This is a genomic window from Microbacterium sp. GbtcB4 (assembly GCF_019091465.1).
Lineage (GTDB): Bacteria > Actinomycetota > Actinomycetes > Actinomycetales > Microbacteriaceae > Microbacterium > Microbacterium paraoxydans.
In genome coordinates this window covers 25,575-51,785 of record NZ_JAGXJJ010000008.1, presented here as the reverse complement: position 1 = coordinate 51,785, position 26,211 = coordinate 25,575, and the positions used below count along the sequence as shown (strand labels likewise).

Below are 26,211 nucleotides of genomic sequence, written 5' to 3'. Positions count from 1 at the left end.
TGACCCTCGGGCGGTGCGGCGGTCAGCCGCCGGACGGGTTCTCGAGGGGCTTGCCCTCGTCGTCCGTCGTCTCGCGCTCGAGCACGTCGTCGGTGCTCTCGCCGCTGTCGTCGGGAGCGCCGCCGGAGGCCGTGTCGGCTTCCTCGTCGGCGCCGGGGGTGCCCTGCGTGTTCTGGGGGTCGCTCATGCTCTCCTCCTGTGTTCGGTCCGACGACCGTATGCGCGGCGGCGAGGAATGACGCAGGGGGTTGACCGGACGAATGGCGACGGCCACACTGCCGGCGCCGGGGCGCGTCACCCCTGTGCCCAGAGCCGTTCGATCGGGACCGCCCGCCCGAGGATGCGCTCGGCCGCACGATGCCCGGAGAACAGGGCCGCGGGCACGGTGGCCGGATCATCGGTCCACGTGGCCTCGCCCGCGAGGTGCAGTACGCCGCCGACCGGGATGGCGAGGTCGTCGTGATCCGTGGTGGTCGATCCCACCGTCATGTACGCGTACGAGCCGTGCGCGAACGGATCGTCCTGCCAGGCCGTGCGGCGCATCCCGATCGGATCGGAGATCTCGTCGCCGTAGAGCCGGCGGAGCTGCGCCATGATCGAGGCCTGCACCTGCTCGTCACTCCAGTCCCGCGTGGCCGCCGCGGCGGGCCCGGCTGCGAAGGTGAGCAGGAGCGGCTCGTCGTGCAGCGTCGTGAGGTCGTACCAGGAGTGCCACCACCGCGCCTCGGGGCCCTGCTGCCGGAGGGCGTACACCCCGTCTTCCCAGAACCGCGTCGGGAACCGCAGGAAGACCTTCTCGAAGGCGTTCATGCGCAGCCGCCCCAGCGCCTCGGCGTTCACCGGCGGCAGCGGAGGGACGATCTCCATGGTCCCGGCCTGCAGCACGCCGACGGGAACCGTGATGACGGTCGTGTCCCCGAAGAAGTCGCCGTGCGAGGTCCGCACCCAGACGCCGTCGTCGCTCCAGTCGACACGGGTGACGAGGTGTTCCAGCCGGATGTCGAGTCCGGCGGCCAGGCGCTCCGGGAGCACGCCGTACCCGTCGGGGAACACGACCTCCTCGCCCTCGATCGCGTCGTCGTCGAGGCCGTGCGCGGCGAGGTCTTCGATCCACGTCCCGTACTGCTCCTCGGCGCGATGCTCCAGGTACTCCCGCACCCGCTGCGTACGCTCGGCGCTCCATTCCCGGCGGGAGAGGGCCTCGTCCGTGACGTCGCGGTAGGAGGCTGTGGGGCGGGAGGCGGCGAGGACCTCCGGAAGCACGGCGTCCACCGCGTGGACATCGGCGGCGAAGGCGCGTGTCTCCTCGGCGGAGAGCGGGCGCCCGTCGGGGCCGTGATAGACGATCGGCCGGCTGTCCACCTGGAAACCGCCGACGGTGAACTCCACGGTCCGCATGCCGAAGGCCTCGGCAGCCGCCGCCACCGGGCTGCCGTCGACGCCGTGGATCCACGAGGCGCCGAGATCGACGACGCCGTCGGTCCGATCCGTGTGCACCCGGCCGCCGATCCGGTCGCGCGCTTCGAGCACCACGACCGTCCGCCCGGCATCCTGCAGCAGCCGCGCCGCCGTCAATCCCGCCACGCCCGCGCCCACGACCACCGTGTCGACCTGCTCCATGCGCCCCTCCTCGCAGCCCCTCCGCGCGGAGCCGTGCCCCGACGATAGCCCAGCCCGGCACCCACCGACAGGGCAGCGGAGCCCGACGACCCGCTCGCGACGCCGGGCTCAGGCGGCGTGCTGGATGAGTCCGAGCAGGGTGCCGTCCGGGTCGAAGAACTTCAGGAAGAGGGCGAAGCCGCCGTCGTCGAAGCTCTCCACGTCGACGCCCTCTGCCGCGAACCGCTCGGCGAGCGCGTGGATCTCGGTCGTGCGCAGGAAGAAGACCGGCCGCTCCTCCCCCGACACCGTCAGCTTCATCGGCGCGTGCCCCGGCGCCTCCCAGAGCATGAGATCCGGACCGCCCTCGGCCCGGAGCATGGCGCTCGACCCGTAGTCGGTGAGGACGCGGAAGCCGAGCAGACGCTCGTACCACGCGCTGGACGCCGCGAGGTCGGTGACGGGAAGCTGGATGTGATCGAGTCCGGCGAGGACGGATGCCATGTGGAAAACCCTCCGTGGTCGTGTCCGCCCACCGTAGCGCCACCCACCGACCACACCGCGGGACGGATGACAACCCCCTTGGGTGCCGCACGCGGCACAGCGCACCCTGGGGCCATGAGCCACCACCCCGATGACATCAAGCAGCCCCTGGACCACCTGCCCCCGGCGGATGAGCGGGACAAGGCCGTCGAGATCGACGAGCCGCACTATCCGACGTCGGGCGCGCCGGCCGACAGCCAGGACGTGACGCCGGAGACCGCGGCCGAGCCGGACAAGCCGAACCGCCACGGCGTTGACAAGCTCCCGCCGACCTCGCGCTGACCGTTCCGTCCGTTCCTCAAGTATTGTTGAGGTCCACGGAAGGGCGGCGGATGGAACCGGACGATCTCCTCCCGATCGGGGAGGTCACCCGACGCACAGGCGTCGCGCCCTCCGCGCTGCACTTCTACGAGCAGCTCGGCCTCATCGCCTCGACGCGCACGCCCGGAAACCAGCGGCGCTATCGCCGCCACATGCTGCGGCGGATCTCGATCATCGTCGTGGCCAAGCGCATCGGCATCCCGCTCAGCGAAGTCCAGGAGCTCTTCCAGACCCTGCCCGTCGACGCCCCGCCCTCGCACGGCGACTGGCGCCGCGTGGCCAAGCGCTGGCGCGCCGAGCTCGAGGAGCGGCGCACCCAGCTCGAGCACCTGCAGCGCGAGCTCGCGGGCTGCATCGGCTGCGGCTGCCTGTCTCTGAAGGCCTGCCGCCTGCTGAATCCGGAGGACGCCCTCGGCGAGAACGGCCCCGGTCCCCGCCGCATCTGAGGCCGGGGACGTCCGCCACGGACCTGCTGGACGAAAGTGGAGTGTTGCGGAGTCGGGATCGGTGAGAGTGTGGAGACATCCCCACCAGCGATCAGCGTGGTTGCGCCTCTTGGCAACGGGTTCCTGTGGAGATGGAACGAAGGATCCATCCAATGGGCAAGTTCATCTATGAGGGCGGTCCGAAGATCGAGATCGAGGACCGCGCTCTCACACATATCCAGCTCGTCATGACGACGAAGCTCCGGCGCGGCGAGCCGATGCCGTTCTCGTGGAAGGAAGACGCCTCCGTCGGGGGCGGTCGGACGACGGTCTGGGTGCACGCGCACTCGAACATCGTGTTCAAGTTCTTCGGCAGCCGGCCTCCGGCCATCAACCGGCGGTGGGTGGACGCGCTGGCGTTCACCGCGAACACGCCGAACGGCCTGTACCTGGTGCCGGAGCCCACGGAGACGAGCAGCGCCTCACGGCAGCTCGCGGATCTCGCCGTCTGACACCGGCACCGCCGATACGGAGGGCGCAGGCCCGAGGACTCAATCCTCGAGGTCGGCGTCCTCCGTATTCGCTTTCTCCGCCTCCTCCTGGGCCGTCTCCGCTTCCTTCTCGGCGCGCTCCTGAGCCTTCTCGGCCTTCTTCTGCGCGTCCTCCTCGGCCTTCCGCTGCTCGTCGGCGGCCTTCTGCGCGGCCTTCTGAGCGGCCTCCTGCGCCTTCTCCGCCTTCGTGTCGTCCGGTGCCGCGGGCGCCGGTTCCGGTGCAGGGGCCTCGACCGGCGTGTCCACCTCTTCCGGCACGGTCGCGGGCACCACGACCGCCGGCGTCGGAGACGAGCGAGGGGTCGGCTCGGTGTCGACAGGCGTCACCACAGGGTTCGGGTTGAGCGCCCCTGCCGCCCAGAGCGTTCCGGCGACCGTGAGGGCGACCGCGACCGCCACGGCTCCGGTCAGGAGTCCGCGGCGTCGCCGGGTCCGCTGCAGGCGAGGAGTTCGGGGGCGGAGCATCCCGACCTCGGGAGACGGAGGAGTGGGCAGCACGAGGGTCCGTGTCGGAGCGGACGGTCCGGCCGTCTCCCGCTCCGCGAGCGCTGCGGCGGCGATCGCAGCCGGAAGCGGGGGCCGCGGCGGAATCGAGGGGTGGTGCGCGAGGGCGGACACCGCCGCGAAGACGCCGGCGGCGGTCGGCCGGTCCTCCGGATCCGTCGCTGTCATCCGCTGCAGCAGCGCGGACCACGCCGGGCCCACGGATTCCGGGATGACCGGCGCTTCGATCAAGCGGGCCAGGGTGGCACCGATCCCCTCCGCCTCGGCGAAGGCGCGCTCTCCGGTGAGCGCTTCGCGCAGGACCAGCCCCAGCGCGTAGATGTCGGCGGGCGGCGCGGGCGCGGCGCCGTTCAACTGCTCCGGCGCCAGGTATGCCGCGGTGCCGATCACGGTTCCGGGAGACGTCAGCCGGGCCGCGTCCACGAGCACCGAGATCCCGAAGTCGGCGAGCTTGGCACCCGACCGGCTCCCGGTGAGAGAGCGCCCGGTGAGCAGGACATTGGAGGGTTTGATGTCGCGGTGGACGATCCCCGCGCCGTGCACGACATGGAGGGCCTCCGCCAGATCGGCCGCGAGCGCCGCCACCTCGTCCGAGGGCAGCGGCCCCTGGGCGATCCGCTCTGCGAGTGTCGGCCCGTCGACGAACTCCATGACCAGGTACTCGGCCCGCCCCGGATGCAGCTGCGCGTCATACAGCGTGACCAGAGCCGGATGATTCAGGGAGGCGAGCACGGTCATCTCGCCGCGGGCGCGCTCGGAGGTGGCGCCCTGCTCGGTCTCCGCGCGGAGCATCTTGATGGCGACCGTGCGCCCGAGCAGCGAGTCCTCCGCACGGTACACGCGCGCCATCCCGCCCTGCCCGACGCACTCCCGGAGGTGGTAGCGACCATCGAGCAGCGCCTCCGTGGGAAGCGAGTCATCCGTCATCGTCGAATCCTCCTGCCACGGCGTCGGGAGCGGCGCGGCGAGACCCCACTGTAGAAGCGCGGTCAGCAGCCGTCTCGGGCCTTGACAGCGGGGCGGTCGATCGGGAGGTCCTCGTCCGCGGGAGAATGGGACATATGCCCGCGCGTTCCCCCCAGCGACTGCTCCTCTCCGTCCGCCGGCTGCTGCACACCGATCCGTCCACCGTCGCCCACACCGAGGCGATGCCGGTGATCGACGAGCACACCGTCCCACGGGTCCTCGATCTGGCGACGCGCATCGGGGAGTCGATGTTCGCGGTCGGCGCCTCTGCGCACGAGGTCACGCTCGCGATCACCCGCGTCTGCGAGGCGTACGGCCTCAAGGGCGTCCAGGTCGACGTGACCTACAACTCGATCACGGTGTCCTTCCACCTCAGCGGGGAGGTCTGGCCGGAGACGCTCGTCCGCGTGGTCCGCGTCGCCGCCCCCGATCACGCGAAGCTGCAGCGCGTGCAGGCGCTCGTGGCCGACATCGACAGCGGCCTGGACCTGGAATCCGCACGCACCGCGTTCCGGGTCATCCGTCGCGTGCCCTTCCGCTACCAGCAGTCCGTGGTGATCGTCGCACGGGCGCTCCTCGCGGTCGGCGTGAGCATCATGCTCGGCGCCTCTCCGCTCATCGTGGGCCTCACCTTCGTCGCCGCGCTGGGGGCGGCGCTCACCCAGGCGGGCCTGGCCCGATTGCGGGTACCGCTGTTCTTCAGCCAGATCGCGGGAGGCCTCGTCACCACGGTCGTCGCGGTCGCCGTCTCGGCGCTCGGCAGCGCGGGGATCGAACCGTTCGTCGGCATCCGCCCCTCGATCATCGTCGCCTCGGGTATCGTGCTCATGCTCGCCGGGCTCACGGTGGTGGGCGCCGCGCAGGACGCCATCGACGGCTTCGCGCTCACGGCCGGCGGCCGCATCCTCGACCTGACGATGCAGACGCTCGGGGTGGTCATCGGCATCCTCGTCGGCCTGGAGCTCGGCGGCGTGCTCGGCTTCACGATGGAGCTGCCGGACGATCCTGCGCCCTTCGGCCCGCTGCTCAATCAGTTCGTCGGGGCCATCATCATCGCGGTCGCCGTGGCCGTGTTCAACGGCGCCGGCATCCGCATCATCCTCGTCAGCGCCCTGCTGAGCGCCGTCACCCTCGCCGGGTACGCCGGCACCATCGCCCTCCAGCTCCACCCGGCCGCGGCGAGCGCGGTCGGAGCGCTGCTGGCGAGCTTCGTCGGCATGCTCATCGCGCACAACCTGCACGTGCCCTCAGTCGCGGTGACGACCGCCGCGATCGTCCCGCTCGTGCCCGGTGTCGCGGTGTTCCAGGGTCTCCTCGAGGTCGTGCACGCAGCGGGTACCTCCACCGGGATGCTCACCGTCGGCGGATCGCTGATCGACGCCGCCGTGATCGGCATCGCGCTCGCCTCCGGCGCCTCCCTCGGCCTCTACCTCGGAACGCCGGTGCGAGCGACCCTCGCCGGCGTCGCGAAGACCAGGGCGCGCGTGCGCCGCTGACCCGACGGTGTCATCCCGCCGAGGAGTCGGCGGCGAGGTCGAGCACCCACACGTTGACCGTGAGCTCGGCCCCGCGGAACTGCTCCGTGAGGGTTCCCTGACGGGTGAAGCCGCCCCGCTGACACACCGCGTTCGACGCCGGGTTGTCGACCGCGGGGAACGCGAGCAACGAACGCCCGTCCCCTGCGCGATCGCGGAGGAGATCGATGAGCAGTGCCAGAGCCCGGGCGGCCACTCGCCGGCCCTGCGCAGCGGGCAGCACGAACCAGCCGGTCTCCCACGCGGGCTCGTCCTGCCACGCGATCCGCCACGCGCCGATGGAACCGAGAGGCCGCCCGGCGTCGTCGACGATCGCGAACATCAGGGCCTCGTCCTCCGCGACGAGGCGCAGATACCGCTCGTGACGCGCCTGCACCTCCGCCGCACTCTCCGGCCCGTTGAGGTGCACCGTCATCTCCGGGGCGTTCGCCGCCTGCAGGAGAGGGAGATCGGCGGCCGACCAGGGCCGGAGGCTCACGGTGTCCACGCTCGCAGCATGTCACGCCCCACCGACACCCGACATGACGATACGCCCGCCGCGGACGGATCCACAGCGAGCGCATCGGTCGGGGGTCAGTGGCCGCCGAGGTCCTTGACCAGCTCGGCCTCGTCCTCCTTCGACAGCGAGGTCTGCACGACGGTGCCGTTGTACGGGGCCAGCGCCTCGGCGAACTTGTCCTCGGTGATCTTGAGCGCGTAGATGACGACGGCGGACTTGCCGGCCGTCACGGTGGCCTTCACGCGGTCGCGGAACTCGGCGTCGATGCCCGTCTTGTCGAGGCCGGAGAACAGGGCCCCGAGGAGGCCGCCGAACACCAGGCCGGCGACCGGGATGAAGAACAGGATGCCGATCAGCGCACCGAACAGAGCGCCGGAGGCGACGCCGAGGCCGATCCTGCTCCCGGCGCCCGGGTACTCCACCTTCGTCTTGCCCTCGCCGTCCACCTTCACGAGCGCGAGGCCGGCGAGCTCGACGACGAGGTCGTCCTGCAGGGCCTGGACGCGGTTGTAGGCGCCTTCCGCGTCGCTCTCGGTGTCATAGGAGATGACGATCAGTTCAGCCATGGTTTCCTGCTTTCGGTTGCGATCGGAGATGCTCTCCACGCGCGCAGAGGCACCGGTCTTCGCCACCGACCCTAGGCGCGCCCCCGGCACACATGACAGAGCAGCCGTCGATGTTCACCCTGGTGACTCCGCAGCGGCGATGTCCGTGGCCTCGCCTACCGTCGCAGTCGTGCCCGAGTCCGTGCAGCAGTGGTGGGCGAGACGCCAGTTCTCGCGCGGACTCGACGTGCCCTACGCGGTCGGCACCTATCGGGCGGCGTGGGCGGCCTACCCAGAGCTCGTCCGCCAGTACCACCCGGAGCTCAATCACGGCATCGCGCTCTCGCAGATCCCGTTGGCGGCCGATGTGCTGCTCTGCTGGGAGTGCGCCGTCGGTCACCTGTTCGCGGCGACGCCGACCGAGCAGCGCGAACGCCCGGGGCGGGTGCGACGGCGCTCGTCCTGGTGCCCCGAATGCACGGCACTCGCGCGTCCGCAGCCCGTGATCCTCGGGGAGGCGCGGGCGCTCCCCGCACCCCCGAAGAAGCGGGCGCCGGCGCTGTGCACGAAGACTCCCGCGCTGCCGACGGGCACCGCGTTCCTGAGCGCGTGCGCTCCGAACCCGGCCTCGGCCGCGGAGGGGAAGCTCCGGCAGGCGCTCACCGAACGGCTGCTGTTCCCCGACGACGTCAACGCGATCAAGGTCGCGCGGCCGTTCTTCCGGCATACGGAGGTATGGCCCGACATCCTGCTCCCGGAGCTGCGGATCGCGATCGAGTACGACACGGTCGGCCGGCACGGGCTCGAGCACGTCGGGAAGAGGGAGGAGGCCGATCGCCGGAAGGACCGCGCGGTACGCGGCGCCGGCTGGGAGGTGGTGCGTGTGCGGATCGGGAAGCTCGAACCACTCGGGCCGTTCGACCTCCCACTCGCCTCCCTCGGCGCGAGCGGCATCGCCCGGCTGATCGACCGGCTCCGCGACATCCGCGGCGCCCTCCTGGTCGACGCCTACTTACGCTGACGGCGCCGCCGGCTCTTCACGAGGCGGGCTGCTCCTCCTCCTGCCGCGACCGCGGAGAGCCGAGGGCGACGGTGGAGAGCAGGCCGACGGCGAGGAAGCCCGCCGCCGTCCACGCCGCATAGCGGGTGCCGTCGGAGAACGCACTTCGGGCCAGCTCGGCGAACGGCGCCGTCTCGGGATCCCGATCCAGTCCCGCGATGGCGGCGCCGGCACTGTCCACGACGGCGGACACCACCTGGTCGCGCTCTGCCGACGGTACGCTGCGGTCGTCGAGCGCCGACCCGAGCGCAGCTGCGGTGCTCGTGAACAGGACGGTGCCGAGCACGGCCACGCCGAGCGCCGCACCGAGCTGGCGGGACGTCGACTGCGTGCCGGACGCGGCACCGCTGTCCGCCACCGGCACGTCGGCGAGCACCACGCCGGTGAGCTGCGCCGTCGCGAGCCCCACACCGAGCCCGTACACGAAGAGGAAGGGGACGAGGGGCACCCAGGATGCATCGGGGGCGATCACGAGCCCCACGCCGGCGACGCCGACGATCTCGGCGAGGAGCCCGACCCTGACCACCCAGACCGGGGCGATCCGTCCGCTCGCGGCACCGGCCACCCCGCTGGCGAGGAAGGATCCGCCCGCCAGGGCGAGCAGCAGCAGACCGGTCTGCAGCGCATCGAAGCCCAGAACGAACTGGAGCCAGAGCGGGAGGGCGAGGATGAGGCCGAACTCCCCGAGGGAGACCACGGCGGCGGCGATGTTCCCGTTGCGGAACGACGGGATCGCGAACAGGCGCAGCGCCAGCAGGGTGGAGCGTCCTCGTCGCTGGCGGTGCAGACCCCAGGCGATGAACGCGACGAGTCCGAGGATCGCGACGGCGAACGCGAGCGGGATCGGCGAGAGATCCCCCGGCCAGGTCCAGTCGCCGATCCGCGGGCGCTCGTCCACGAACCACCAGCCGTACGTGCGGCCCTCGATGAGCGCGAAGACGAGGCTGCCCATGGTCAGGACGGAGAGCACGGCCCCCACCACGTCGATCCGCTCCGCGCGCTCGCCGCGCGATTCAGCCACGGTCAGCAGGACACCGATGACGATCAGCAGGCCGAGCGGGATGTTGATGCCGAACGCCCAGCGCCAGGAGAAGGCCGTGGTCAGCCACCCGCCGAGCAGGGGCCCCACCGCGGCCATCCCACCGATGGTCGACCCCCAGACGGCGAACGCGATGCCGCGTTCCCGCCCGCGGAAGGTCGCGTTGATGATCGACAGGGTGGTCGGCAGGATCATCGCACCGCCGACGCCCTGCACGAGCCGGGCGAGGATCAGGACACCCCCGCTCGGTGCGGTGGCGGCGAGGACGGAGGCGGCCGCGAACACGACGACACCGACGATCATGATGCGGCGCCGGCCGAAGCGGTCGGCGAGGCTGCCGAAGACGAGCAGCAGGGCGGCGAAGACGAGGGTGTACGACTCCTGCACCCACTGCACCTCGGTGGAGGTGATCCCCAGGTCGTCGACGATCGCCGGGATGGCGACGTTGACGATCGTCGAGTCGACGATGATGAGGCTGACGGCGATACTGATGAAGACCAGCCCCACCCAGCGCAGGCGTTGAGACCTTTCCATGTTTGCTAGCTTAGTTAGATACTCGAGCGGAAAGGCAGTTTTAGCCTCTCCCGCGCGTGAGTGCAACCCCCGTGCGTGACGGCGACGGGCAGGCGATGATGCCCGCATGAAACTCGTCTCCTACGCCGGCCAGCAACTCATCACCTCTGACGACGTCGCGGAGACGCTGCTCACCCTGGCCGCCGCCATCGCCAGGGAGGGCGAGTCCGAGGCCGTCGAGATCCCGATCCTCCTGGAGGGCGAGAAGGACTGGGCGGACCTCCTCGTCGGCGTCGGCAACGACGTGCTCGTCAGCCCCCATCACACCGGGGAACCCGATCCCGACTTCTCCGCCGAGGTCGACGAGCTGCAGGCCCACCGCCTGTTCCCGAAGCCGCGGGGCGACTCGTCGTCGCCGGGCGACATCGAGGTCCCCGCGCTCTCCGACTTCGACATGGGCCACGGCCTCTGATCGCGCTCCGCTGAGCGGCGCCTCCCTTCAGCGCGGCGCGGAGAGCCGCACGCCGTTTCGGAGCGCGACCTCGCGGTCGGCATCCGCGATCAGGGTCGAATCGTGCGTGACGCAGAGGACGACCGCCCCGCGATCCGCCTCCTCCCGCAGCACTGCCCGGATGCGACGGACCGATGCGGCGTCCAGGGCCGTCGTCGGTTCGTCCACGAGCAGGACGCCTGCTTCCCCCGCGACCCCTTGAGCCAGGAGCACACGCTGCTGCTGGCCGCCGGACAGCGTCGCGAACGGCAGGCGCTGCAGAGCCGACACGGCGGTGCGCTCCATCGCCGCCGCCACCGCCGCACGCGCCCGCCGATCCCGCCGCCGGAACGCCCCGAGCCGACGCCACGTCCCGACCGTCACGACGTCTCGCGCGGTGAGCGGAAGGCCCGGAGGCACCGCGGCGCGCTGCGGCACGAAGGCGATCGGACCGGTCACACTCCGCCACCCCCTGGTCGGTGAGCGCACCCCGGCGGCCACCTCCAGGAGCGTCGACTTCCCCGCGCCGTTCGGACCCGTGACCACGACGAACTCGCCCGCCTCCACCTCCAGGGTGACGCCGCGCAGGGCCTCGCGGTCGCCGAGCCGGACGGAGACGTCGTCGAGACGCAGGGCGCCGTCGGCGGTGCGGAGGGTTCTCGTCATGACTCCAGTTTATGAATTTGATAATCATTCTCAACTACGAATAGGCTCGCGTTCCGTGACCCCCTCGCTCGCCGCCCTGCTCACCCCGTTCACGCTCGAGTTCTTCCAGCGCGGACTCCTCGGCGGCGCTCTCGTCGCGGTCCTCTGCGGGGTCGTCGGCACCTGGGTCGTCGTCCGAGGGATGGCCTTCCTCGGTGAGGCCCTGGCCCACGGGATGCTGCCCGGCGTCGCGCTGGCCACGGTGCTCGGGGCGCCCGTGCTCGTCGGCGGGGCGGTCAGCGCCGTCGCGATGAGCATCGGCATCGGCGCCCTGCAGCGACGCGCCCGGCTCTCCTACGACACGAGCATCGGACTGCTCTTCGTCGCGATGCTGGCCCTGGGGGTGATCATCATCTCCCACTCCGGGAGCTTCGCCACGGATGCGACGGCGATCCTCTTCGGCGACATCCTCGCGATCACCCGCCCCGACCTCCTCCTGCTCGCGGCGGCCGCGGTCGTGGGAGTGACGGTCGCCACCCTCTGCCATCGGCCGTTCGTCGCGCTCGCCCTCGACGCCCGCATCGCGACGGTGCTCGGGCTCCGCCCACGGTGGGCCCAGGCGGCCCTGGTCGGACTGGTGACCCTCGCGGTGGTGGCGTCGTACCAGGCGGTCGGCTCGCTGCTCGTCGTCGGTCTGCTCCTCGCCCCCGCGGTCGCCGCCGGACAGTGGACGTCGCGCCTGCCCACGCGGATGGCGCTCGCTTGCGCCTTCGGCGCGGCTGCCGTCCTCGCCGGTCTCCTCGCGTCCTGGTATGCGGCCACCGCCGCGGGAGCGTCCGTCGCCGCGGCCGCGATCGCCCTCGCCGGTCTGTCCTGGGCGGTGCGGGTCTCCGTGCGAACCCGGCGGCCGATCGCTCCTCCCGTCCCCGCTCCCGCCTCCTGACTCGTCCCGAAAGGCTCTTCGTGCATTCCCGCCTCCTTCCCCTCATCACCGTCGCCGCCCTGACTCTCCCCCTCGCGTCCTGCGCCGGGTCCGAGGCGCAGAGTCCCGCCACCTCCTCCTCCGCCGGAGACGGCCACGGCGCGATCGCCGGAGCCGAAGAGGTCGCCGAACCGCAGCTCGGACTCACGACCATCGACGCGCAGGGTCGGGTCACCCACCTCGACCTCCTGGACGAGAGCGTCACCGACATCGGCACGGTGGCCGCCCCGGAGGGCATGACGACCGACGGCCGGTACCTCTTCGCAGACACCGGCGACGGCGTCGAGGTCGTCGACAGCGGCGTCTGGACGTGGGACCACGTCGACCACTTCCACTACTACCGCGCCGATCCCGCCCTGCTCGGCGCGGTGGAGGGCGACGGCGCGGCGACGGTCGCGACGACGAACAGCTCGACCACCGGCGGCACCGGCGTCTCCTTCTCCGGGTCCGGAGACGCCGTCCTCCTCGACACGGAGGCCCTGTCGAAGGGGGAGATCCGTGAGCTGTTCCGCATCGAGCGTTCCCCGCACGAGGGGCTGGTGGTGCCGGTCGGGTCGTTCGCGCTGGTGACCGAGGCCGACGGGGAGACGGGCGGAGTCGTCGTCGGCTACACGGCGGACGGCGAGCGCACCGGCCTCCGGGAAGACTGCGCCGCACCGACCGGCACGATCACGACCAGGGTCGGGGCGGTCATCGGCTGCGCCGACGGTGCCCTGCTCGCCCGTGTCGAGGCCGGGGCGCTCACCGTGGACCGCATCCCGTACCCGGACGGATCGCCGGACGGAGCCGTGTCCGCGTTCCACAACCGCGAGGGGCGCCCCACGGTCGCCGGCCTCGCCGGACCGACCGACATCCGGGTCCTCGACACCCGCGCGCAGGCCTGGACGGTGCTCACCGCCCCCACTCCCCTCGCGCAGGTCACCGCGGTCAGCGATGAGGACGACACCCTCCTCGCGCTGGCGCAGGACGGACGCGTGCTCGTGCTCAGCGCGCTCGACGGGACGGTGCGGGCGGAGACCACCCCGCTGGTGGCGGCATCGCTGGCGGCAGGCGAGGCTCCGGCCCTCATCGCCGATCAGCACCGCGCCTATCTGAGTGGCCCGGCGGAGCACCGGCTGTTCGAGATCGACTACGCCGACGACGCCCGCCTCGCGCGGACCTTCGATACCGCCGACGCCCCGACGTTCGTCGCCGAGACGGGACGCTGACATGCGCCTCCTGCGACCTCTCGCCGCCGTTCTCGTCGCGCTCGCCGCCGTCACTCTGACCGCCTGCGCCCCTCCCGCCGATGCGCGGCCGGTGGTCGTCGTCTCGACGAACATCCTGGGCGATGTGGTCGGCGAGCTCGTCGGCGATCAGGCTCGCGTCGTCACCCTCATGAAGCCGAACGCCGACCCGCACTCGTTCGAGATCTCGGCGCAGGAGGCCGCCACGCTGCGGGACGCCGACTTGCTCGTCTCCAACGGACTCGGGCTCGAGGAGGGCCTGCAGCAGCATCTCGACGCGGCCGTCGCGGCCGAGGTGCCGTCCTTCGTCGCGGGCGACGCGATCGAAGTCCTGGACTACCGCGACGGCGACGCAGCGGGAATGCCGGACTCCCACTTCTGGACCGATCCGGCGCGGATGATCGAGGTCGTCGACGCCCTGGAGCCCGCCCTGGCCGCGCTCGACGGAGTCGACGCCGACATCCTCGCCGCCGACGTGGCCGATTATCGCGAGGAGCTGACGGCGCTCGACGCCGAGATGACGACCGCGTTCGCCACGATCCCGGAGGATCGCCGGGCGCTCGTGACGAACCACCACGTCTTCGGCTACCTCGCCGACCGCTTCGACTTCGAGGTCGTCGGCGCCGTCATCCCGGGCGGCACCACGCTCGCGGCCCCCTCGGCCTCCGACCTCGCCGATCTCGTGGGTGCCGTGGAGGAGACGGGTGTACCCGCCGTCTTCGCGGAGTCCTCCTCCCCCGACCGCCTCGTCCAGGCGCTCGCCGACGAGGCCGACGTCCACGTCGAGGTGATCGAGCTGTTCACCGAATCGCTCACCGCGGAAGACGGCGGCGCCCCGGACTACCTGACCATGATGCGCGTCAACACCGAGCGCATCGCCTCCGGTCTCACCCGCTGAGACCATCCCTCACAAGAAAGAAGCACCGCATGAAGACACTCCCCCTGCGCCGGGCGCTGGTCGGGGCGGTCGCCCTCGGCGCCGCCGTGACGCTCGCCTCCTGCTCGACCACGGCCGGAGCCGGCTCCGCCGCGAGCGACGCCCCGGAATCGGACGCCGGCCCCAGGGTGGCCGTCTCGTATGAGGGCGGCATCCTCGTCCTCGACGGCGAGACCCTCGACACCGTCGCCGATTTCGACTCCGAGCCGTTCACCCGCCTGAATCCGGCCGGCGACGGTCGCCACGTCATGGTGACGATGAGTGACGGCTTCCAGGTGCTCGACACCGGGGCCGGATCAGCCGACGAGGCGGTCCTGACCGACACGGTGTTCGAGGCCGACACCCCCGGCCACGTCGTCCGCCACGGTGGCAAGACCATCCTCTACGCCGACGGCACGAGCGACACCACGATTTTCGACACCGCCGATCTCGGCGACGGCGGTCTCCCGGAGGTGGAGACCGTCGACGGCGTCGAGGCACACCACGGCGTCTCGGTGCTGTTGGAGGACGGCACCTTCCTCACCACGGTGGGCGATGCGGACGGTCGCAGCGGCATCGTGGTGCGCGATGCGGACGGTACGGAGATCGCCTCGTCCGACCAGTGCCCCGGCGTCCACGGCGAAGGCACCGCGGCCGACGAGGTGGTCGTCTTCGGCTGCGAGGACGGCGCGCTGGTCTACAAGGACGGCGAGATCACCAAGCTCGCCGCTCCCGACCAGCCATACGGCCGCATGGGCAACGCGTACGTGAGCGAGACGAGCCCGATCATCGTCGGGGACTACAAGAACGACCCCGACGCCGAGGGCTACCTGCTGGGCGCGGTCACGCTCATCGACACCGCGGCGATGACGTCCGAGGTCGTGTCCCTGCCCGAGGGGGCGGAGTACACCTTCCGCGACGTCGCGCGCGGCCCGGGCGACCTGGCCTACATCCTCGGTGCCGACGGCGCCATCCACGTGCTCGACCCGGAGACCGGCGAGATCACCGACTCCTACCCGGTCATCGAGGCGTGGGAAGGGCCCGCCGAGTGGCAGGACCCGCACCCCGCCATCGTCGTCGCCGGCGATATCGCGTACGTGACCGAGCCGGCCGCCGACAGCGTGCACGCCGTCGACCTCACCACCGGCGAGGTGCTCGCGAGCACCGAACTGGAGGTCACGCCGAACGAGATCGCACCGGCCGCCGGCTGAGTCTCGGCACGGTGGGTCCGTCCTCTCCAGGGCGGACCCGCCGTGCGTGTGCGGAGAGGTCAGATCAGCGCGATCCGGGATGCCCGTGCCGCGTGCGCCGAAGCCGCCGCGCCGCGAGGAGTCCGGCACCGAGGAGGACGAGCAGACCACCGGCGCCTGCCGCCGCGGCCGCGCCCGGCGCGAGACCTGTCGTGGCCAGGCCGGAGGCCGCCCCGCCCTCCGCCCCGGGTTCGACATCCGTTCCCGGATCCGGGTTCTCGGGTTCGGGTTCCGGCTCGGGTTCGGGGTCGGGACCGGAGCCCGGATCGTAGACGTTCGTCACCGTGCACACGGTGTCGACCCCTGCGGTCACCTGGACGATGTCGCCTTCCAGCGCTCCCCCGGTGCACTCCCAGCCGTCGCTGCGGTAGTCCGCGGTTGGCGCACCCGCGACCGCCCGCTCCGAGAGTCGGAACGCACCGGCCCCGAGCGGAGCCAGGGTCACCGCCGTCTCGCCGGACGCTCCCTCGATGCGCGGGCGCGGGAACTCCCCGCCGCCGATCGCACGCAGGGTCCAGTCCGTGGCGTCGGCGGGCCCGGTCGGGGCTCCCGGACCGTCTCCGACGACGGTCTTCCGGAGCGTCAGAGTGCCGCCGACGAAGGTGTTCGTGGCGGTGCAGATCGCGTCCTCCCCGAATCCCAGCGTCGCCGTGGTCCCGTCCCAGGTCGTGCCGGTGCAGGACCACTCGCCCTCATAGCCGCTCGGGCCGTCCTCGGAGAAGATGTACTCCCCCGGCGGAAGCTGCATGTCGGTGACGAACTCCGACCCGCTGGGGCCGGAGAGCGCCGCGTTGCCCGGGCCGCGGGCCTTCAACTCGAAGTCACCGGGCACCGCGCGTCCGCGCTCGCCGTTCACGACCTGCTTGACGAGAGTCAGGCTCGGGGTGATCGATGCGTTGGTGAGGATGCAGACGACATCGGCCGACGGAGGCACCTGGACCACGTCGCCGGTCACCGTCCCGCCCGAGCAGTTCCAGCCGAGCGGATCGTAGCCGGCGGGGCCGTCCTGCTCGCTCAGCGTCCATGCGCCGGGGACGACGGCCGCCTGCGTGACGGCCGGCGAATTGGCGGGCCCCGACACCGTGGCGGCACCGTCGGTCGCGGTCAGGGTCCACGCCGAGGGCAGCGCCGGCGTGCCGAAGGCGGAGGCGACCTGCTTGCGCAGCGTCAGGGTCGACTGGGTCCAACGGTTCGTGACGGTGCAGATCACGCTCTCCAGCGGCACGACCTCGACGGTGTCGCCGGTGCCGACGGGGGTGCCCTCGTCATCGACGCACGACCAGCCCTCGCTCACATAGGAGCCCGCCGCCGGGGCGGTGCTCGCCTCCGACAGGGTGAAGACCCCCGGAGCCACCGTCGCGAAACTGACCTTGCCAGAGCCGGAGACGCCGCTGATGACGGTGTCGGCCGATGTCGCGGTGAGCTCCCAGTCCTGCGCGGTGAGGGGACCGCCGCCCGCGTTCACGACGTTCTTCACGAGGGTGAGCTGGCCGACCTCGAGGGTGTTCGTGACCGTGCACGTGACATCCGCCCCCGCCACGACGGTCACGGTGTCGGTCGCCAGGGCGCCGCCCGTGCACGACCACGGCCCGGCCGCGTACCCGGCGGGTCCGTCCGCCTCGGCGAGCGCGTAGTCGCCGACCGGCACCGGGACGCGGGTGACCGCAGCGGATCCGGAGGCCCCGGTCACCGTCTCCGGTCCCGCGGCCGTCAGGGTCCAGTCGGACGGCGGCTGGTCGCTGCCCACCACGTTCTTGACGAGGGTGAGCCAACCGCCCGCGAAGGTGTTGGTGATGCGGCAGGTGATGTCGGAGCTCTCCCGCACGTAGAGAAGCGCCCCATCGATCCCGCCGTCGCCCGTGGCGTCGACGCAGGTCCACGCACCGCCGCTGTACCCGGCAGGACCGCTCTCGGCGAGCGTGTAGGCGCCGGGGTCGACGGAGGCGTGGTCGACCGCGTCCGAGCCGGAAGGACCGGAGATCCGCTCGGGTCCGCTCGCGCTCAGGACGAAGTCCGACGGGGCGGCCAGCGGGTATCCGGTCGCCGCCGGGTCGACGACCTCCTTGACGAGCGTCAGGTGAGGCAGGTCTCCGGTGTTCGTGATCTGGCAGGTCACCGCCCCGCCGAGGGTCATCTCGAACTGATCACCGGCCACGGGAACGGCGGTGACCGCGCCGGTCGTCAGATCCCGCCGCTCGCAGGTCCAGGGCCCCGGCACATAGCTCGCCGGTCCGCCCGATTCGCTCAACGTGTAGGTGCCGATCCGCGCCGGCTGGTTCTGCACCGCGGCCGAGCCGCCCGCCCCCTCGATGGTCGAGGGCCCCTGCGCCCGCAGGGTCCACTCCGACGGGGCCGCGCCCCCGCCCTGCACGTTCTTGACGAGCGTGAGGCTGCTCCGGATCGCGTTGTTCTGCACCGTGCACGTCATCGACTGGTCCGCGGTGATGGTGATCGTGCGCTCGGGCTGCGTCGTCACGTCGCCGTCGCAGTTCCAGGAGAAGAAGGCGTACCCGGCCACGCCGCCGGTCTCGAAGATGCGGTAGGTGCCGGGCGGGATGAGGCGCGACTGCATGCCGTTGAGGCCGTCCCCGGTGAAGGTCTCCCCCGTGGCCACGTTGACCGCGTGCATCGTCCACAGGGTGCGGTCTCCGAGACTGGCGCCGGTGTCGAGGTTCTCGATCGCCTTGAAGAGCGAGAGCCGAGCAGCGGGCTCGGCGGCGACGGCGGGAAGAGCACCACCGAGGCCGACCACGGCGGCCAGCAGCACGCCCAGAACTCCGAATCGGACTTTTCTCATCGAACGGCCCCCGCCCCGGGTGCGGACCCCACCCGTCACCTCACCGTAGGTCCGCGGGCCGTGGCAGGGCAAGGGTCGTCCGTGGATGGGGACGAGTGGGCTACGGTCGCCTCATGTCTGAGCCGTTCTTCACCATCGGGCACTCCACCCGCACGATTGACGAGTTCCTCGGGCTCGTGCAGGAGAGCCGCGTGGAGAGTGTCGTCGACGTGCGGCGTCTCCCCGGCTCGAAGCGGTACCCGCAGTTCGACCAGGACGCGCTGGCTTCTTCCTTGCAGGAGGCGGGGATCGCCTACCGTCGCGAAGAGGCGCTGACGGGTAGACGCCCGGTGAGCAGGGACGTGCCCTTCGAGACCAACGCGTGGTGGCAGAACCGCAGCTTCCACAACTACGCCGATCACGCCCTGTCCGCGGATTTCGGACGCGCCCTCGATGAGCTCCGCGCCGAGGGTCGCGCGCGGCGCGTCACGGTCATGTGCTCGGAGAGCGTGTGGTGGCGATGCCATCGACGGATCATCGCCGACCACCTCCTCGCGCGGGACGAGGTCGTCCGCCATATCCTCGGTCCGGGGCACGTCGATAGGGCGGAGCTCAGCGGCGGCGCCGTCGTCCGCGCGGACGCGGTGGTCACGTACCCGGCCGCATGACCCTCCGCCGGCACAGCATCCCCCTCGTCTCGGGTTCGCGCAACCCCCGTGCCGGAACACCCCCTCTCCCCATAGGACTGGATCGCGGGAGCAGCGCTCGCGCCGACGCGAGGAGGAACCATGTCGAAGGCACCCACAGCACGAAGCGGATCCGCGTCCGCTCCACCGCCCGAGCACGACGAGAAGCCGGACAGCCCGACGGATCTGCAGAAACGGTCGTGGAAGTACGTCCTCGTCAAGAGCGTCCGGGAGTTCTCCGCCGACCAGTGCATGGACGGCGCGGCGGCCCTCACGTACTACGCGGTGCTCTCGATCTTCCCCGCCATGATCGCCGTCTTCTCGCTGCTCGGCGTGTTCGGCCAGGGCGGGGCCGCCGCCGACGCGGTGCTGGGCATCATCGGCGACGTGGCACCGCCGGAGACCGCGAAAGCCCTCCGCGGGCCCATCGAGCAGATCTCCCAGGCGCCAGGCGCCGGAATCGCGCTCGTGTTCGGAATCCTCCTCGCTCTCTGGTCGGCGTCGGGGTATGTCGGAGCGTTCAGCCGGGTGATGAACCGCATCTACGAGATCGAGGAGGGGCGGCCGTTCTGGAAGCTGCGTCCCATGCAGCTGCTCGTCACGCTCATCACCGTCGTCTCGCTGACGATCGTCGCCATCGTGCTCGTGCTCTCCGGGGATGTGGTGTCGGCGCTGGGCGACGCGATCGGCGCAGGCGAGGGCGTGCAGCTCGCGTGGAACATCGCCAAGTGGCCCCTGCTGCTGTTCGTCGTCGTCTTCCTCGTGGCGATGCTGTACTACGCGACCCCGAATGCCAAGCAGCCGAAGTTCCGGTGGATCAGCATGGGCGCCCTCGTGGCGATCGTGGTGCTGGCCGTCGCCACTCTCGGCTTCGTGCTCTACGTCACCACCTTCTCCAACTACGAGCGCACCTACGGATCGATGGCGGGCGTCATCGTGTTCCTGCTCTGGCTGTGGATCGCGAACCTCGCCCTCCTGTTCGGCGCCGAGTTCGACGCCGAGCTGGAGCGCGGCCGTCAGCTCCAGGCCGGGATCGCCGCCGAACGCGACATCCAGCTTCCCGCGCGCGACACCCGCCAGAGCGACAAGCGTGCGGAGAAGGAGCGGAAGGACATCGAGGAGGGACGGCGCATCCGCATCGAGAACGACGATGACGCGCCGGAGCCGGAAGACCGGGCGACGAGAGGACGATGACCCGGTCGGGCTATGGTGAGAGCCATGCCCTTCGCGTCGCCTGTGCGGCGCGTTTTTCCTACCCCAGAGGAGCGAACGAAGCGATGTTCAGTCCTGGTCGTCGCGCGCCGATGCGCAGGATGAGCACCGGAAGACCACACCGCCGCGCGGTCGGGGTCGTCGGAGGATGGCTCGGGATCGCCGCAATGCTCGCCGGCTGCACGGCCATCCCCGCCGACGTCGACGGCACCCTCGACGAGGCCCGCGACGGCGAGATCCGGGTCGGGATCACCCACAACCCGCCGTGGACGGACACGACCGATCCCTCGGACCCGGCCGGGGTCGAAGTGCGCCTCGTGGAGGACTTCGCCGAGACGCTGGACGCGACCGTCGTCTGGACGGTCGACAGTGAGGCGAACCTCGCCGAACGGCTGCACGACCACGCCCTCGACCTGGCCGTCGGCGGGTTCACCGATGACACCCCCTGGGTCGACAAGGCGGCGATGACCGTCCCGTTCGACGATGCGACGACCGCGGGCGAGACGAAGAAGCACGTCATGCTCACCGTTCTGGGGGAGAACCGGTTCCTCACGACCCTCGAGACCTTCCTGCTCGAACGAGGAGGCGCCCGATGAGGAGCCATCCCGCCCTTCCGCCCGCGCAGCGGGACACGCTTCGCCGGGCGATCCGCTTCGAGTGGTACACGCTCGCGTTCCTCGCCGTGGCGATCACCGGCGTCTACCTCGTGATGGGCAACTCCCAGGCGATGAAGGCCGCCTGGATCGAAGACCTGCTCTCCCTCGCGCCGCCGATCGCCTTCCTCCTGGCGGTCCGCATCATCGCGAAGCCGGCGACCGCGAAGTACCCGTACGGGTTCTTCCGCTCGGTCGGCGTGGCCCACCTCGTGGCCGGCGTCGCCCTGTTCACCATGGGCGCGTTCCTCCTGGTCGATTCCGTCATCGGACTGGTGAGCGGCGACCGGCCGCCGATCGGCTCGGTCCAGGTGTTCGGCCACGTGATCTGGTCGGGCTGGCTGATGATGGGCATGATGGCGTTGACCATCCCGCTGCCGATCTACTTCGGCCGAGTGAAGATGCGCCTGGCCAAGGATCTGCACAACAAGGTCCTCTACGCCGACGCCGACATGAACAAGGCCGACTGGATGACGGCAGCGGGATCGATCGTCGGGGTCGGCGGGATCGGGCTCGGGCTGTGGTGGGCGGACGCGGCCGCGGCGACATTCATCGCGGGGAGCATCCTCTGGGACGGGTGGCGCAACACCCGCGCCGCGATCACCGACCTCATGGACACCAGGGCCACGACCTTCGACGACGAGAAGCCGCACCCCGACTCCCATGCCGTGCTCGACCACCTGCTTTCCCTGCCCTGGGTGCGCGACGTCGCCGTGCGGACGCGGGATCAGGGACAGTTCTTCCACGTCGAAGCGTTCGTCGTCCCCGTCGACGATGCCCTGCCCTCCCTCGCCGAGCTCGACCGTGTCCGGCAGCAGTGCCAGGGCCTGGATTGGAAGCTCGTCGATGTCGTCCTCGTGCTGGTCCCGGAGCTCGCCGACCATCTCACGCGACGGGAGGACGACGACGAGGACGCCGCATCCTCAGCGGAGCGCCGTCCGTCGCCGCACCCGTAGCAGAGCACCCGCGAGCAGGAGACCCAGCCCGGCCACCGTCAGCGCACCCGTCATGGACGTCGGCCCGGAGGCCGCGAGCCCTTCGCCCTCACCGCCGTTGTCACCGCCCTCGCCGCCGCCGCCGTTGCTCGGCGTCTCGACGGGGTCGTACGTGTTGGTCACGGTCACGACGACGGGCTCCGTCGCGGCCGCGTCGACCGTCACCGTCTCCGGTTCGATGGTCTGCGCGGCCAGCGTGACCGCATCGTTGGCGCCGTCCGCGGACTCGCTGACCGTACACGTCGCCCCGTCCGGCAGACCGGTGAAGACGACGGGATCCGCGCTCGTGGCGCCCGCGGGGATCGTGGCGGAGACGACGACGCCTTCAGCCGGGGCGGGTGTGCACGCGAGGTCGATGGTGATGGCGTCCTGCAGTCCCGCGCCGTCTCCGGTGATGATCTTCTGCACGCTGATCTCCCCGGACGCATACGGGGTGGCGCGCACGCCGGTCCGAAGCGGGAGCGTCGTGGTCTGCGCCAGCACGAGCTTCTGCGCCGCGGGCCTGTCCGACGACTCCGTGTCGTAGAGATAGACCGTGCCCTGGGTGAGCGAGGCCTGGGCGGTGATCCGGAATCCGTTCACCGGAGCAGCCGGGCCGGTCCACCGCGCCCAGAGCTGCGTGCCGGAAGCGACCGCGGTACCGACGGGAACAGGCTGGGTACCCGCCTGGTCAAGGAAGACCTCCACGCCCACGGCCGCGTCGAGCGTGCCGCTGGTGGTGCCGGAGACCGTGAAGGGTCCCACGATCGATCCGTCCTCCGGCACCGTGGTGGTGTCGGGGTCGATCGCGAGCGTCGGCAGAGCCGGCTCCGGGAGGCCGCCGCTGTCGAGGGCGGCCTGTACGACGGCGGCCGTCGCATTCCGGATGGTCGCGTTGGTCCCCGTCGCCAGCACGAAGCCGTCGCTGAAGTACCAGATCGCGCTCTGCACCGCGGCGACCTGCTGCGAGAGCGGGAGGCCGGAGAGCGGGTTCGCGGTGTTGAAGGGGAAGTAGTTGTTGAGGATGTAGTTGATGTAATCGAGGTTGGGCACATTCGATGCGTCCCACTCCCCGATGTTGTAGCCCGCGCCGATGCCGGTCTCCGTGCTGAAGTCGATGCAGTAGGCCGAGGCGGTCGCTCCGGAGACGGGGTCGGCGATGGTGATGAGCTGCGGGCTCACGGCCTCCACCGAGGCGCCGGTCGCCGGGTACGCGCCGGGAGTAGGCGCCAGGGTCGTGAGCTCCCCCGTCACATTCGTCGGGTACTGCGAGCCGGTGATCGTGACCTGCGTGAAGAAGCCCGCCCGGGGCAGCACGGGGTCGGGATCCCACAGTGCGGACGCCGGCGTCGCGCCGAAGAGCACCATCGCCGCCGCGATGGCCGTCGCCAGAAGTGCCCCTGCTGTCCGCGTGCGCGCGCGCGTGGTCTCCGTGTGCATGGTGTCCCTCGATCTCGCCGATGATCCGAGTGACGGGTTCTCCGACTGCGACAGCCCGCCGTTGCCCACCGACGATAAGCCTGCGGGCCGCACGATCACAGGGGCGGGGCTGATGATCACCCGGGTGAGTCGATCCGCGTCGGTGCGGCGGCAGATCGCTCTCACAGCGGAGCGCCCGCCGGGGGAGGGAGTTGGGTGGCAGGCGCTCCGTCGGCCGCAGCGTGACCGTCGAGGCCCCCCCAAGCCGGCCCGTGCAGCACGTTCAGGATGAACCATGCGCACGGTCCGCGCAACGGGTGTGTCCGTCAGTGTCCGTGCGCGAGCTGCTGCACGAGCACGACGACGCCGCCGAGCCCGACGAGGATGCCCAGCGCGATGAGCTGCTGCCACCAGCTCAGCCCGGTCCGGCGGACGGCGACGTACCCGATGAGCCCGAGGATCGCGACGTAGACGATCGACGCGACGGTGAGAGCCGTCCGCAGCTCGATCCACCCCAGCACGGCTGCGAGGAGGACGAGCAGCGGCACCGCCGCCGAGCCGAGCGCCGTGCCGGTGAGCCCCAGGACCTCGCGCAGGTCCGCTCCCCGGGGGAAGCTGCCATGCGTCGCGAGGTGCGCGACCAGATCGGCGGCGAAGCCCGCCAGCGCGATCGCGACGATGCCGATGAGCAGGGTCACGGTGGCCTGCAGGGCGCTGGTGTGCTCGACATTGGAGTTCTGCACGAGCACGATGGCGAGGCCCGTGAACGTCGCGTACACCCGCTCCTTGATCGCGGCGCGGTCGTGCTCGGGCCGAGCGGCATCGGAGTCCGGCGTGCTCATGGGCGGGATGCTATCAAGACCCGCCCGCCGACCGAAGCAGGGGACCGTCCGGACCGCCGAGCTCCTCGCGTCGACATGGTAGCCGGATCCCGGTTTTAGGTGGCGCCCGTTCGCCGACGTGCGGCTCGAGTCACCTCACCCTGAGGACGACGCGAGTCTGCGCTTCGACATCGATCGGCGCCCACTCCCCGGGGCGGAGACGTATCCCTCGGTGCGCGCGCTGCGCCGACCCTCGTATCGCCTCACGCAGGGGTGAGTCCCTCATGCGCGCTCGGTGCCCGCGTCAGTCCAGACGCTCCGAGAGCTCGGCAGTGATCCCCCCGACCTGAGTGCGCGCCTCGGCCAGACGCGCGACGTCCTCCGTGAGGGACGTCAACATCGGCGTGGTGGCCCCGTGCCTGCGGGCGAGCTGCAGATTCGCGCGCAGGTTCAGAGAGGCCCCCGACAGCCCGCCGCGCAGAGCCTCTGTCGCGACGGCGAGATCCACCGCCAGGTACGGGTTGCCGTCGTCCGAGAGCGTGCGCGCTTCCGGGAGCAGGGCGAGGCCGAGGCGCCCGAGCCGCGCGACCGACTGCGCCGCGTCGACGGCCGCTGCACGGACGCGCTCCTCCCGCGCCCCGTCGTCCGCCGACAGAGCGAGCGCGGCGCCGAGATCCGCCGACACCGGTCCGTCCGCTTCGACCGCCCGCAGGATCTCGGCACGAAGGCGCACGAGGCGGTCGGCGCTCTCGACGGCGGCGGGCTCATCGGGGGTGTATGCGGCCACCATGGACATCAGGGCGGCGCTCAGGCCGAGCATCACTCCCGACGCCGCTCCTCCGCCCGGCGATCCGGTGGGCTGGCTCAGGGCATCGAGCCAGCCATCCATCGGCCGTGATGTCGGGACGTCTGCGGAATCCGTCATGCCGGTCAGACTATCGGCGCGCAGCGTGCGCCTCGTCCTCTCTCTACGATGGAGCCGTGCACCTCGTCGACACCCTGGCCCTCGTCGGTGAGGTGCTGTCCTGGATCGGCCTCGGCGTCGGAATCCCGTTCCTCATCGTGGCCCTGCTGATCCGGCTCGTCGAGGGGCAGTGGATCCCCGTCGAGATCGCCGTGATCGATCGGGACGGTCGGCTCACCGCCCGCTGGTTCGCGGGCGGCGACTTCCACGAGAGACCGCTGCGCCGCGGCGAGCCCACGGCCACCACCGATGGATGGCTCGACGGGTTCCACAGCTCGAACGACCCGGCTCGCATCCGGATCGGTGAGCCGCCTCATCTGCGCCGGGTCCTGCGGGCTGTCGGGGCCGTCTTCGCCGCGGTCGGTGCCGTCGGCCTGATCGTGTCGTTCCTCCCGCTCGTCCTCTGACTCGACACGCGGGGCGTCACGCCCTCGACGGGCGCTCCGAAGGACCTCGACCGAACGAGTCCAGCGCCGCGCGGTACGCGGCGGCGTCACTCCGCACCTCATCGGTGACCAGGAGCGCGTGCGGTCCGATCTGCCTGACGTACGTCCCCCGGCAGGGCAGCGTCACCACCCTTCCGAGGCCGCGCCGCCAGGCATCGGCCAGGGTGGCGACGTCACGGCGTTCGGGGCTGTCCGCGAGCGTCGTGAGGTGCGTCGCGAGATGTGCCTCGGAACCGCGCCGCTCCCACGCGCGGTAGGCCGCATCATCGGACACCTCCACCCCGAACGCGTCCCGCGCTGTGGGCCCGACGATCCGAGTGAGCACCGCCTCCCGCTCATCAGGACTCAGCGTCGTGGCGAAGGCGCGGTCGACCAGCGCCTGGTCCGGGTCGGTCGCGGCGTGCGCGACGGCGTCGGCCCAGATCCGGGGCCACACCTCCGTCCAGCGCGCACGGGTCTCCTCGTCCACACGCCGCGCGGCCGCCACCGGTCGATCGACCAGCGGCGGCGGGAGCGCGTCATCGGTGGGATCCAGCCCGTGCGCCTCGCGGATCCAGAGGAGCTCCAGCAGCGTGTGCGGTCGGTCCTCGACGGTGAGGGTCATGTCGTGCGGCCACGGGTTCCCGGGCATCGGTCGCGCCGAACGCATGC

General features: G+C 71.3%; 28 protein-coding genes. 15 read left to right on the top strand and 13 right to left on the bottom strand.

Features of this window, described 5'->3' with window-relative positions:
* Positions 1–22: 22 nt before the first annotated feature.
* The 3 genes from KVS71_RS13265 to KVS71_RS13255 all read right to left on the bottom strand — a co-directional run bounded on the left by KVS71_RS13265 (position 23) and on the right by KVS71_RS13255 (position 2,103).
* On the bottom strand, positions 23–187 hold the full coding sequence (locus tag KVS71_RS13265; RefSeq protein WP_164498166.1) for a hypothetical protein: 165 nt from the start codon (positions 185–187) through the stop codon (positions 23–25).
* Between the two features lie 107 nt (positions 188–294).
* Complete coding sequence (locus KVS71_RS13260; protein ID WP_217584784.1) at positions 295–1,620, bottom strand: NAD(P)/FAD-dependent oxidoreductase; 1,326 nt, start codon at positions 1,618–1,620, stop codon at positions 295–297.
* Between the two features lie 108 nt (positions 1,621–1,728).
* Entirely contained in the window at positions 1,729–2,103 is a 375-nt protein-coding gene (locus KVS71_RS13255; RefSeq protein WP_217584783.1) for a VOC family protein, read from the bottom strand.
* 114 nt (positions 2,104–2,217) lie between these two features.
* Here KVS71_RS13255 and KVS71_RS13250 point away from each other — a divergent pair, with 114 nt between their 5' ends.
* The 3 genes from KVS71_RS13250 to KVS71_RS13240 all read left to right on the top strand — a co-directional run bounded on the left by KVS71_RS13250 (position 2,218) and on the right by KVS71_RS13240 (position 3,400).
* Complete coding sequence (locus KVS71_RS13250; RefSeq protein WP_105950389.1) at positions 2,218–2,424, top strand: hypothetical protein; 207 nt, start codon at positions 2,218–2,220, stop codon at positions 2,422–2,424.
* A gap of 50 nt (positions 2,425–2,474) precedes the next feature.
* On the top strand, positions 2,475–2,909 hold the full coding sequence (gene soxR / locus KVS71_RS13245) for a redox-sensitive transcriptional activator SoxR (protein WP_060922707.1): 435 nt from the start codon (positions 2,475–2,477) through the stop codon (positions 2,907–2,909).
* 152 nt (positions 2,910–3,061) lie between these two features.
* Positions 3,062–3,400 carry an ATP-dependent DNA ligase gene (locus KVS71_RS13240; RefSeq protein ID WP_105950390.1) on the top strand — a complete coding sequence of 113 codons (339 nt, stop codon included), beginning with the start codon at positions 3,062–3,064 and terminating at the stop codon, positions 3,398–3,400.
* Between the two features lie 39 nt (positions 3,401–3,439).
* Here KVS71_RS13240 and KVS71_RS13235 read toward each other — a convergent pair whose 3' ends face one another.
* The gene (locus KVS71_RS13235) at positions 3,440–4,870 is read right to left on the bottom strand and encodes a serine/threonine-protein kinase (protein WP_217584782.1); all 1,431 of its coding nucleotides are present in this window, start codon (positions 4,868–4,870) and stop codon (positions 3,440–3,442) included.
* A gap of 134 nt (positions 4,871–5,004) precedes the next feature.
* Here KVS71_RS13235 and KVS71_RS13230 point away from each other — a divergent pair, with 134 nt between their 5' ends.
* On the top strand, positions 5,005–6,405 hold the full coding sequence (locus KVS71_RS13230; RefSeq protein WP_217584781.1) for a threonine/serine exporter family protein: 1,401 nt from the start codon (positions 5,005–5,007) through the stop codon (positions 6,403–6,405).
* Between the two features lie 10 nt (positions 6,406–6,415).
* On the opposite strand, the gene KVS71_RS13225 is transcribed toward KVS71_RS13230, so the two are convergent.
* Positions 6,416–6,931 carry a GNAT family N-acetyltransferase gene (locus KVS71_RS13225; RefSeq protein WP_217584780.1) on the bottom strand — a complete coding sequence of 172 codons (516 nt, stop codon included), beginning with the start codon at positions 6,929–6,931 and terminating at the stop codon, positions 6,416–6,418.
* Between the two features lie 86 nt (positions 6,932–7,017).
* Positions 7,018–7,509, bottom strand: a complete 492-nt coding sequence (locus KVS71_RS13220; protein WP_105950393.1) for a DUF1269 domain-containing protein — start codon at positions 7,507–7,509, stop codon at positions 7,018–7,020.
* Positions 7,510–7,678: 169 nt separating this feature from the next.
* On the opposite strand from KVS71_RS13220, the gene KVS71_RS13215 reads away from it, so the two are divergent.
* Positions 7,679–8,509: a zinc-ribbon domain-containing protein gene (locus KVS71_RS13215; protein ID WP_368874803.1), complete on the top strand. Its 831-nt coding sequence runs from the start codon at positions 7,679–7,681 to the stop codon at positions 8,507–8,509.
* 16 nt (positions 8,510–8,525) lie between these two features.
* Here KVS71_RS13215 and KVS71_RS13210 read toward each other — a convergent pair whose 3' ends face one another.
* On the bottom strand, positions 8,526–10,121 hold the full coding sequence (locus tag KVS71_RS13210; RefSeq protein WP_217584778.1) for a DHA2 family efflux MFS transporter permease subunit: 1,596 nt from the start codon (positions 10,119–10,121) through the stop codon (positions 8,526–8,528).
* A gap of 106 nt (positions 10,122–10,227) precedes the next feature.
* On the opposite strand from KVS71_RS13210, the gene KVS71_RS13205 reads away from it, so the two are divergent.
* The gene (locus tag KVS71_RS13205; RefSeq protein WP_060922700.1) at positions 10,228–10,572 is read left to right on the top strand and encodes a hypothetical protein; all 345 of its coding nucleotides are present in this window, start codon (positions 10,228–10,230) and stop codon (positions 10,570–10,572) included.
* 27 nt (positions 10,573–10,599) lie between these two features.
* On the opposite strand, the gene KVS71_RS13200 is transcribed toward KVS71_RS13205, so the two are convergent.
* The gene (locus tag KVS71_RS13200) at positions 10,600–11,256 is read right to left on the bottom strand and encodes an ATP-binding cassette domain-containing protein (protein ID WP_217584777.1); all 657 of its coding nucleotides are present in this window, start codon (positions 11,254–11,256) and stop codon (positions 10,600–10,602) included.
* Between the two features lie 55 nt (positions 11,257–11,311).
* Here KVS71_RS13200 and aztB point away from each other — a divergent pair, with 55 nt between their 5' ends.
* The 4 genes from aztB to aztD are packed head-to-tail and all read left to right on the top strand — an operon-like array spanning position 11,312 to position 15,570.
* Positions 11,312–12,178 (top strand): zinc ABC transporter permease AztB, encoded by an 867-nt coding sequence (gene aztB / locus KVS71_RS13195; RefSeq protein ID WP_259980805.1) that lies wholly within the window; start codon positions 11,312–11,314, stop codon positions 12,176–12,178.
* 20 nt (positions 12,179–12,198) lie between these two features.
* Positions 12,199–13,425 (top strand): ABC transporter, encoded by a 1,227-nt coding sequence (locus tag KVS71_RS13190; RefSeq protein ID WP_217584775.1) that lies wholly within the window; start codon positions 12,199–12,201, stop codon positions 13,423–13,425.
* A gap of 1 nt (position 13,426) precedes the next feature.
* Positions 13,427–14,341, top strand: coding sequence for a zinc ABC transporter substrate-binding protein AztC (gene aztC / locus KVS71_RS13185; RefSeq protein ID WP_217584774.1), 915 nt, complete (start codon positions 13,427–13,429; stop codon positions 14,339–14,341).
* A gap of 29 nt (positions 14,342–14,370) precedes the next feature.
* Complete coding sequence (gene aztD, locus KVS71_RS13180) at positions 14,371–15,570, top strand: zinc metallochaperone AztD (RefSeq protein ID WP_082750176.1); 1,200 nt, start codon at positions 14,371–14,373, stop codon at positions 15,568–15,570.
* Positions 15,571–15,634: 64 nt separating this feature from the next.
* Here the strand turns inward: aztD and KVS71_RS13175 are convergent, their stop codons facing one another.
* The gene (locus tag KVS71_RS13175; protein ID WP_217584773.1) at positions 15,635–18,406 is read right to left on the bottom strand and encodes a hypothetical protein; all 2,772 of its coding nucleotides are present in this window, start codon (positions 18,404–18,406) and stop codon (positions 15,635–15,637) included.
* A 113-nt stretch (positions 18,407–18,519) separates the two neighbouring features.
* Here KVS71_RS13175 and KVS71_RS13170 point away from each other — a divergent pair, with 113 nt between their 5' ends.
* The 4 genes from KVS71_RS13170 to KVS71_RS13155 all read left to right on the top strand — a co-directional run bounded on the left by KVS71_RS13170 (position 18,520) and on the right by KVS71_RS13155 (position 21,892).
* Entirely contained in the window at positions 18,520–19,053 is a 534-nt protein-coding gene (locus tag KVS71_RS13170; RefSeq protein ID WP_217584772.1) for a DUF488 domain-containing protein, read from the top strand.
* Positions 19,054–19,173: 120 nt separating this feature from the next.
* Complete coding sequence (locus tag KVS71_RS13165; protein WP_060922450.1) at positions 19,174–20,265, top strand: YihY/virulence factor BrkB family protein; 1,092 nt, start codon at positions 19,174–19,176, stop codon at positions 20,263–20,265.
* 119 nt (positions 20,266–20,384) lie between these two features.
* The gene (locus KVS71_RS13160) at positions 20,385–20,879 is read left to right on the top strand and encodes an ABC transporter substrate-binding protein (protein WP_247641394.1); all 495 of its coding nucleotides are present in this window, start codon (positions 20,385–20,387) and stop codon (positions 20,877–20,879) included.
* On the top strand, positions 20,876–21,892 hold the full coding sequence (locus KVS71_RS13155) for a cation transporter (protein ID WP_217584771.1): 1,017 nt from the start codon (positions 20,876–20,878) through the stop codon (positions 21,890–21,892). The genes KVS71_RS13160 and KVS71_RS13155 overlap by 4 nt, the downstream gene beginning before the upstream one ends.
* Here the strand turns inward: KVS71_RS13155 and KVS71_RS13150 are convergent.
* The 3 genes from KVS71_RS13150 to KVS71_RS13140 form a co-directional block, all read right to left on the bottom strand.
* Positions 21,860–23,350: a thioester domain-containing protein gene (locus KVS71_RS13150; RefSeq protein ID WP_217584770.1), complete on the bottom strand. Its 1,491-nt coding sequence runs from the start codon at positions 23,348–23,350 to the stop codon at positions 21,860–21,862. The genes KVS71_RS13155 and KVS71_RS13150 overlap by 33 nt on opposite strands.
* 305 nt (positions 23,351–23,655) lie before the next feature.
* A complete protein-coding gene (locus tag KVS71_RS13145; protein ID WP_105950401.1) occupies positions 23,656–24,171 on the bottom strand; it encodes a hypothetical protein in 516 nt (171 codons plus the stop codon).
* Positions 24,172–24,454: 283 nt separating this feature from the next.
* Positions 24,455–25,075: a cyclodeaminase/cyclohydrolase family protein gene (locus KVS71_RS13140; protein WP_082750075.1), complete on the bottom strand. Its 621-nt coding sequence runs from the start codon at positions 25,073–25,075 to the stop codon at positions 24,455–24,457.
* A gap of 56 nt (positions 25,076–25,131) precedes the next feature.
* Here KVS71_RS13140 and KVS71_RS13135 point away from each other — a divergent pair, with 56 nt between their 5' ends.
* Entirely contained in the window at positions 25,132–25,521 is a 390-nt protein-coding gene (locus KVS71_RS13135; protein ID WP_105950402.1) for a hypothetical protein, read from the top strand.
* A 16-nt stretch (positions 25,522–25,537) separates the two neighbouring features.
* Here KVS71_RS13135 and KVS71_RS13130 read toward each other — a convergent pair whose 3' ends face one another.
* Positions 25,538–26,191 (bottom strand): hypothetical protein, encoded by a 654-nt coding sequence (locus KVS71_RS13130; RefSeq protein WP_217584769.1) that lies wholly within the window; start codon positions 26,189–26,191, stop codon positions 25,538–25,540.
* Positions 26,192–26,211: the final 20 nt, after the last annotated feature.

Coding starts and splice junctions, on each gene's coding strand:
- KVS71_RS13210 (WP_217584778.1), bottom strand. CDS start 10,121: ATGGAAAGGTCTCAACGCCTGCGCTGGGTGGGGCTGGTCTTCATCAGT.
- KVS71_RS13260 (WP_217584784.1), bottom strand. CDS start 1,620: ATGGAGCAGGTCGACACGGTGGTCGTGGGCGCGGGCGTGGCGGGATTG.
- KVS71_RS13240 (WP_105950390.1), top strand. CDS start 3,062: ATGGGCAAGTTCATCTATGAGGGCGGTCCGAAGATCGAGATCGAGGAC.
- KVS71_RS13140 (WP_082750075.1), bottom strand. CDS start 25,075: ATGACGGATTCCGCAGACGTCCCGACATCACGGCCGATGGATGGCTGG.
- KVS71_RS13165 (WP_060922450.1), top strand. CDS start 19,174: ATGTCGAAGGCACCCACAGCACGAAGCGGATCCGCGTCCGCTCCACCG.
- KVS71_RS13175 (WP_217584773.1), bottom strand. CDS start 18,406: ATGAGAAAAGTCCGATTCGGAGTTCTGGGCGTGCTGCTGGCCGCCGTG.
- aztC (WP_217584774.1), top strand. CDS start 13,427: ATGCGCCTCCTGCGACCTCTCGCCGCCGTTCTCGTCGCGCTCGCCGCC.
- KVS71_RS13145 (WP_105950401.1), bottom strand. CDS start 24,171: ATGAGCACGCCGGACTCCGATGCCGCTCGGCCCGAGCACGACCGCGCC.
- KVS71_RS13250 (WP_105950389.1), top strand. CDS start 2,218: ATGAGCCACCACCCCGATGACATCAAGCAGCCCCTGGACCACCTGCCC.
- KVS71_RS13220 (WP_105950393.1), bottom strand. CDS start 7,509: ATGGCTGAACTGATCGTCATCTCCTATGACACCGAGAGCGACGCGGAA.
- KVS71_RS13255 (WP_217584783.1), bottom strand. CDS start 2,103: ATGGCATCCGTCCTCGCCGGACTCGATCACATCCAGCTTCCCGTCACC.
- KVS71_RS13230 (WP_217584781.1), top strand. CDS start 5,005: ATGCCCGCGCGTTCCCCCCAGCGACTGCTCCTCTCCGTCCGCCGGCTG.
- KVS71_RS13130 (WP_217584769.1), bottom strand. CDS start 26,191: ATGCCCGGGAACCCGTGGCCGCACGACATGACCCTCACCGTCGAGGAC.
- KVS71_RS13155 (WP_217584771.1), top strand. CDS start 20,876: ATGAGGAGCCATCCCGCCCTTCCGCCCGCGCAGCGGGACACGCTTCGC.
- KVS71_RS13170 (WP_217584772.1), top strand. CDS start 18,520: ATGTCTGAGCCGTTCTTCACCATCGGGCACTCCACCCGCACGATTGAC.
- aztD (WP_082750176.1), top strand. CDS start 14,371: ATGAAGACACTCCCCCTGCGCCGGGCGCTGGTCGGGGCGGTCGCCCTC.
- soxR (WP_060922707.1), top strand. CDS start 2,475: ATGGAACCGGACGATCTCCTCCCGATCGGGGAGGTCACCCGACGCACA.
- KVS71_RS13265 (WP_164498166.1), bottom strand. CDS start 187: ATGAGCGACCCCCAGAACACGCAGGGCACCCCCGGCGCCGACGAGGAA.
- KVS71_RS13200 (WP_217584777.1), bottom strand. CDS start 11,256: ATGACGAGAACCCTCCGCACCGCCGACGGCGCCCTGCGTCTCGACGAC.
- KVS71_RS13150 (WP_217584770.1), bottom strand. CDS start 23,350: ATGCACACGGAGACCACGCGCGCGCGCACGCGGACAGCAGGGGCACTT.
- KVS71_RS13235 (WP_217584782.1), bottom strand. CDS start 4,870: ATGACGGATGACTCGCTTCCCACGGAGGCGCTGCTCGATGGTCGCTAC.
- KVS71_RS13160 (WP_247641394.1), top strand. CDS start 20,385: ATGAGCACCGGAAGACCACACCGCCGCGCGGTCGGGGTCGTCGGAGGA.
- KVS71_RS13205 (WP_060922700.1), top strand. CDS start 10,228: ATGAAACTCGTCTCCTACGCCGGCCAGCAACTCATCACCTCTGACGAC.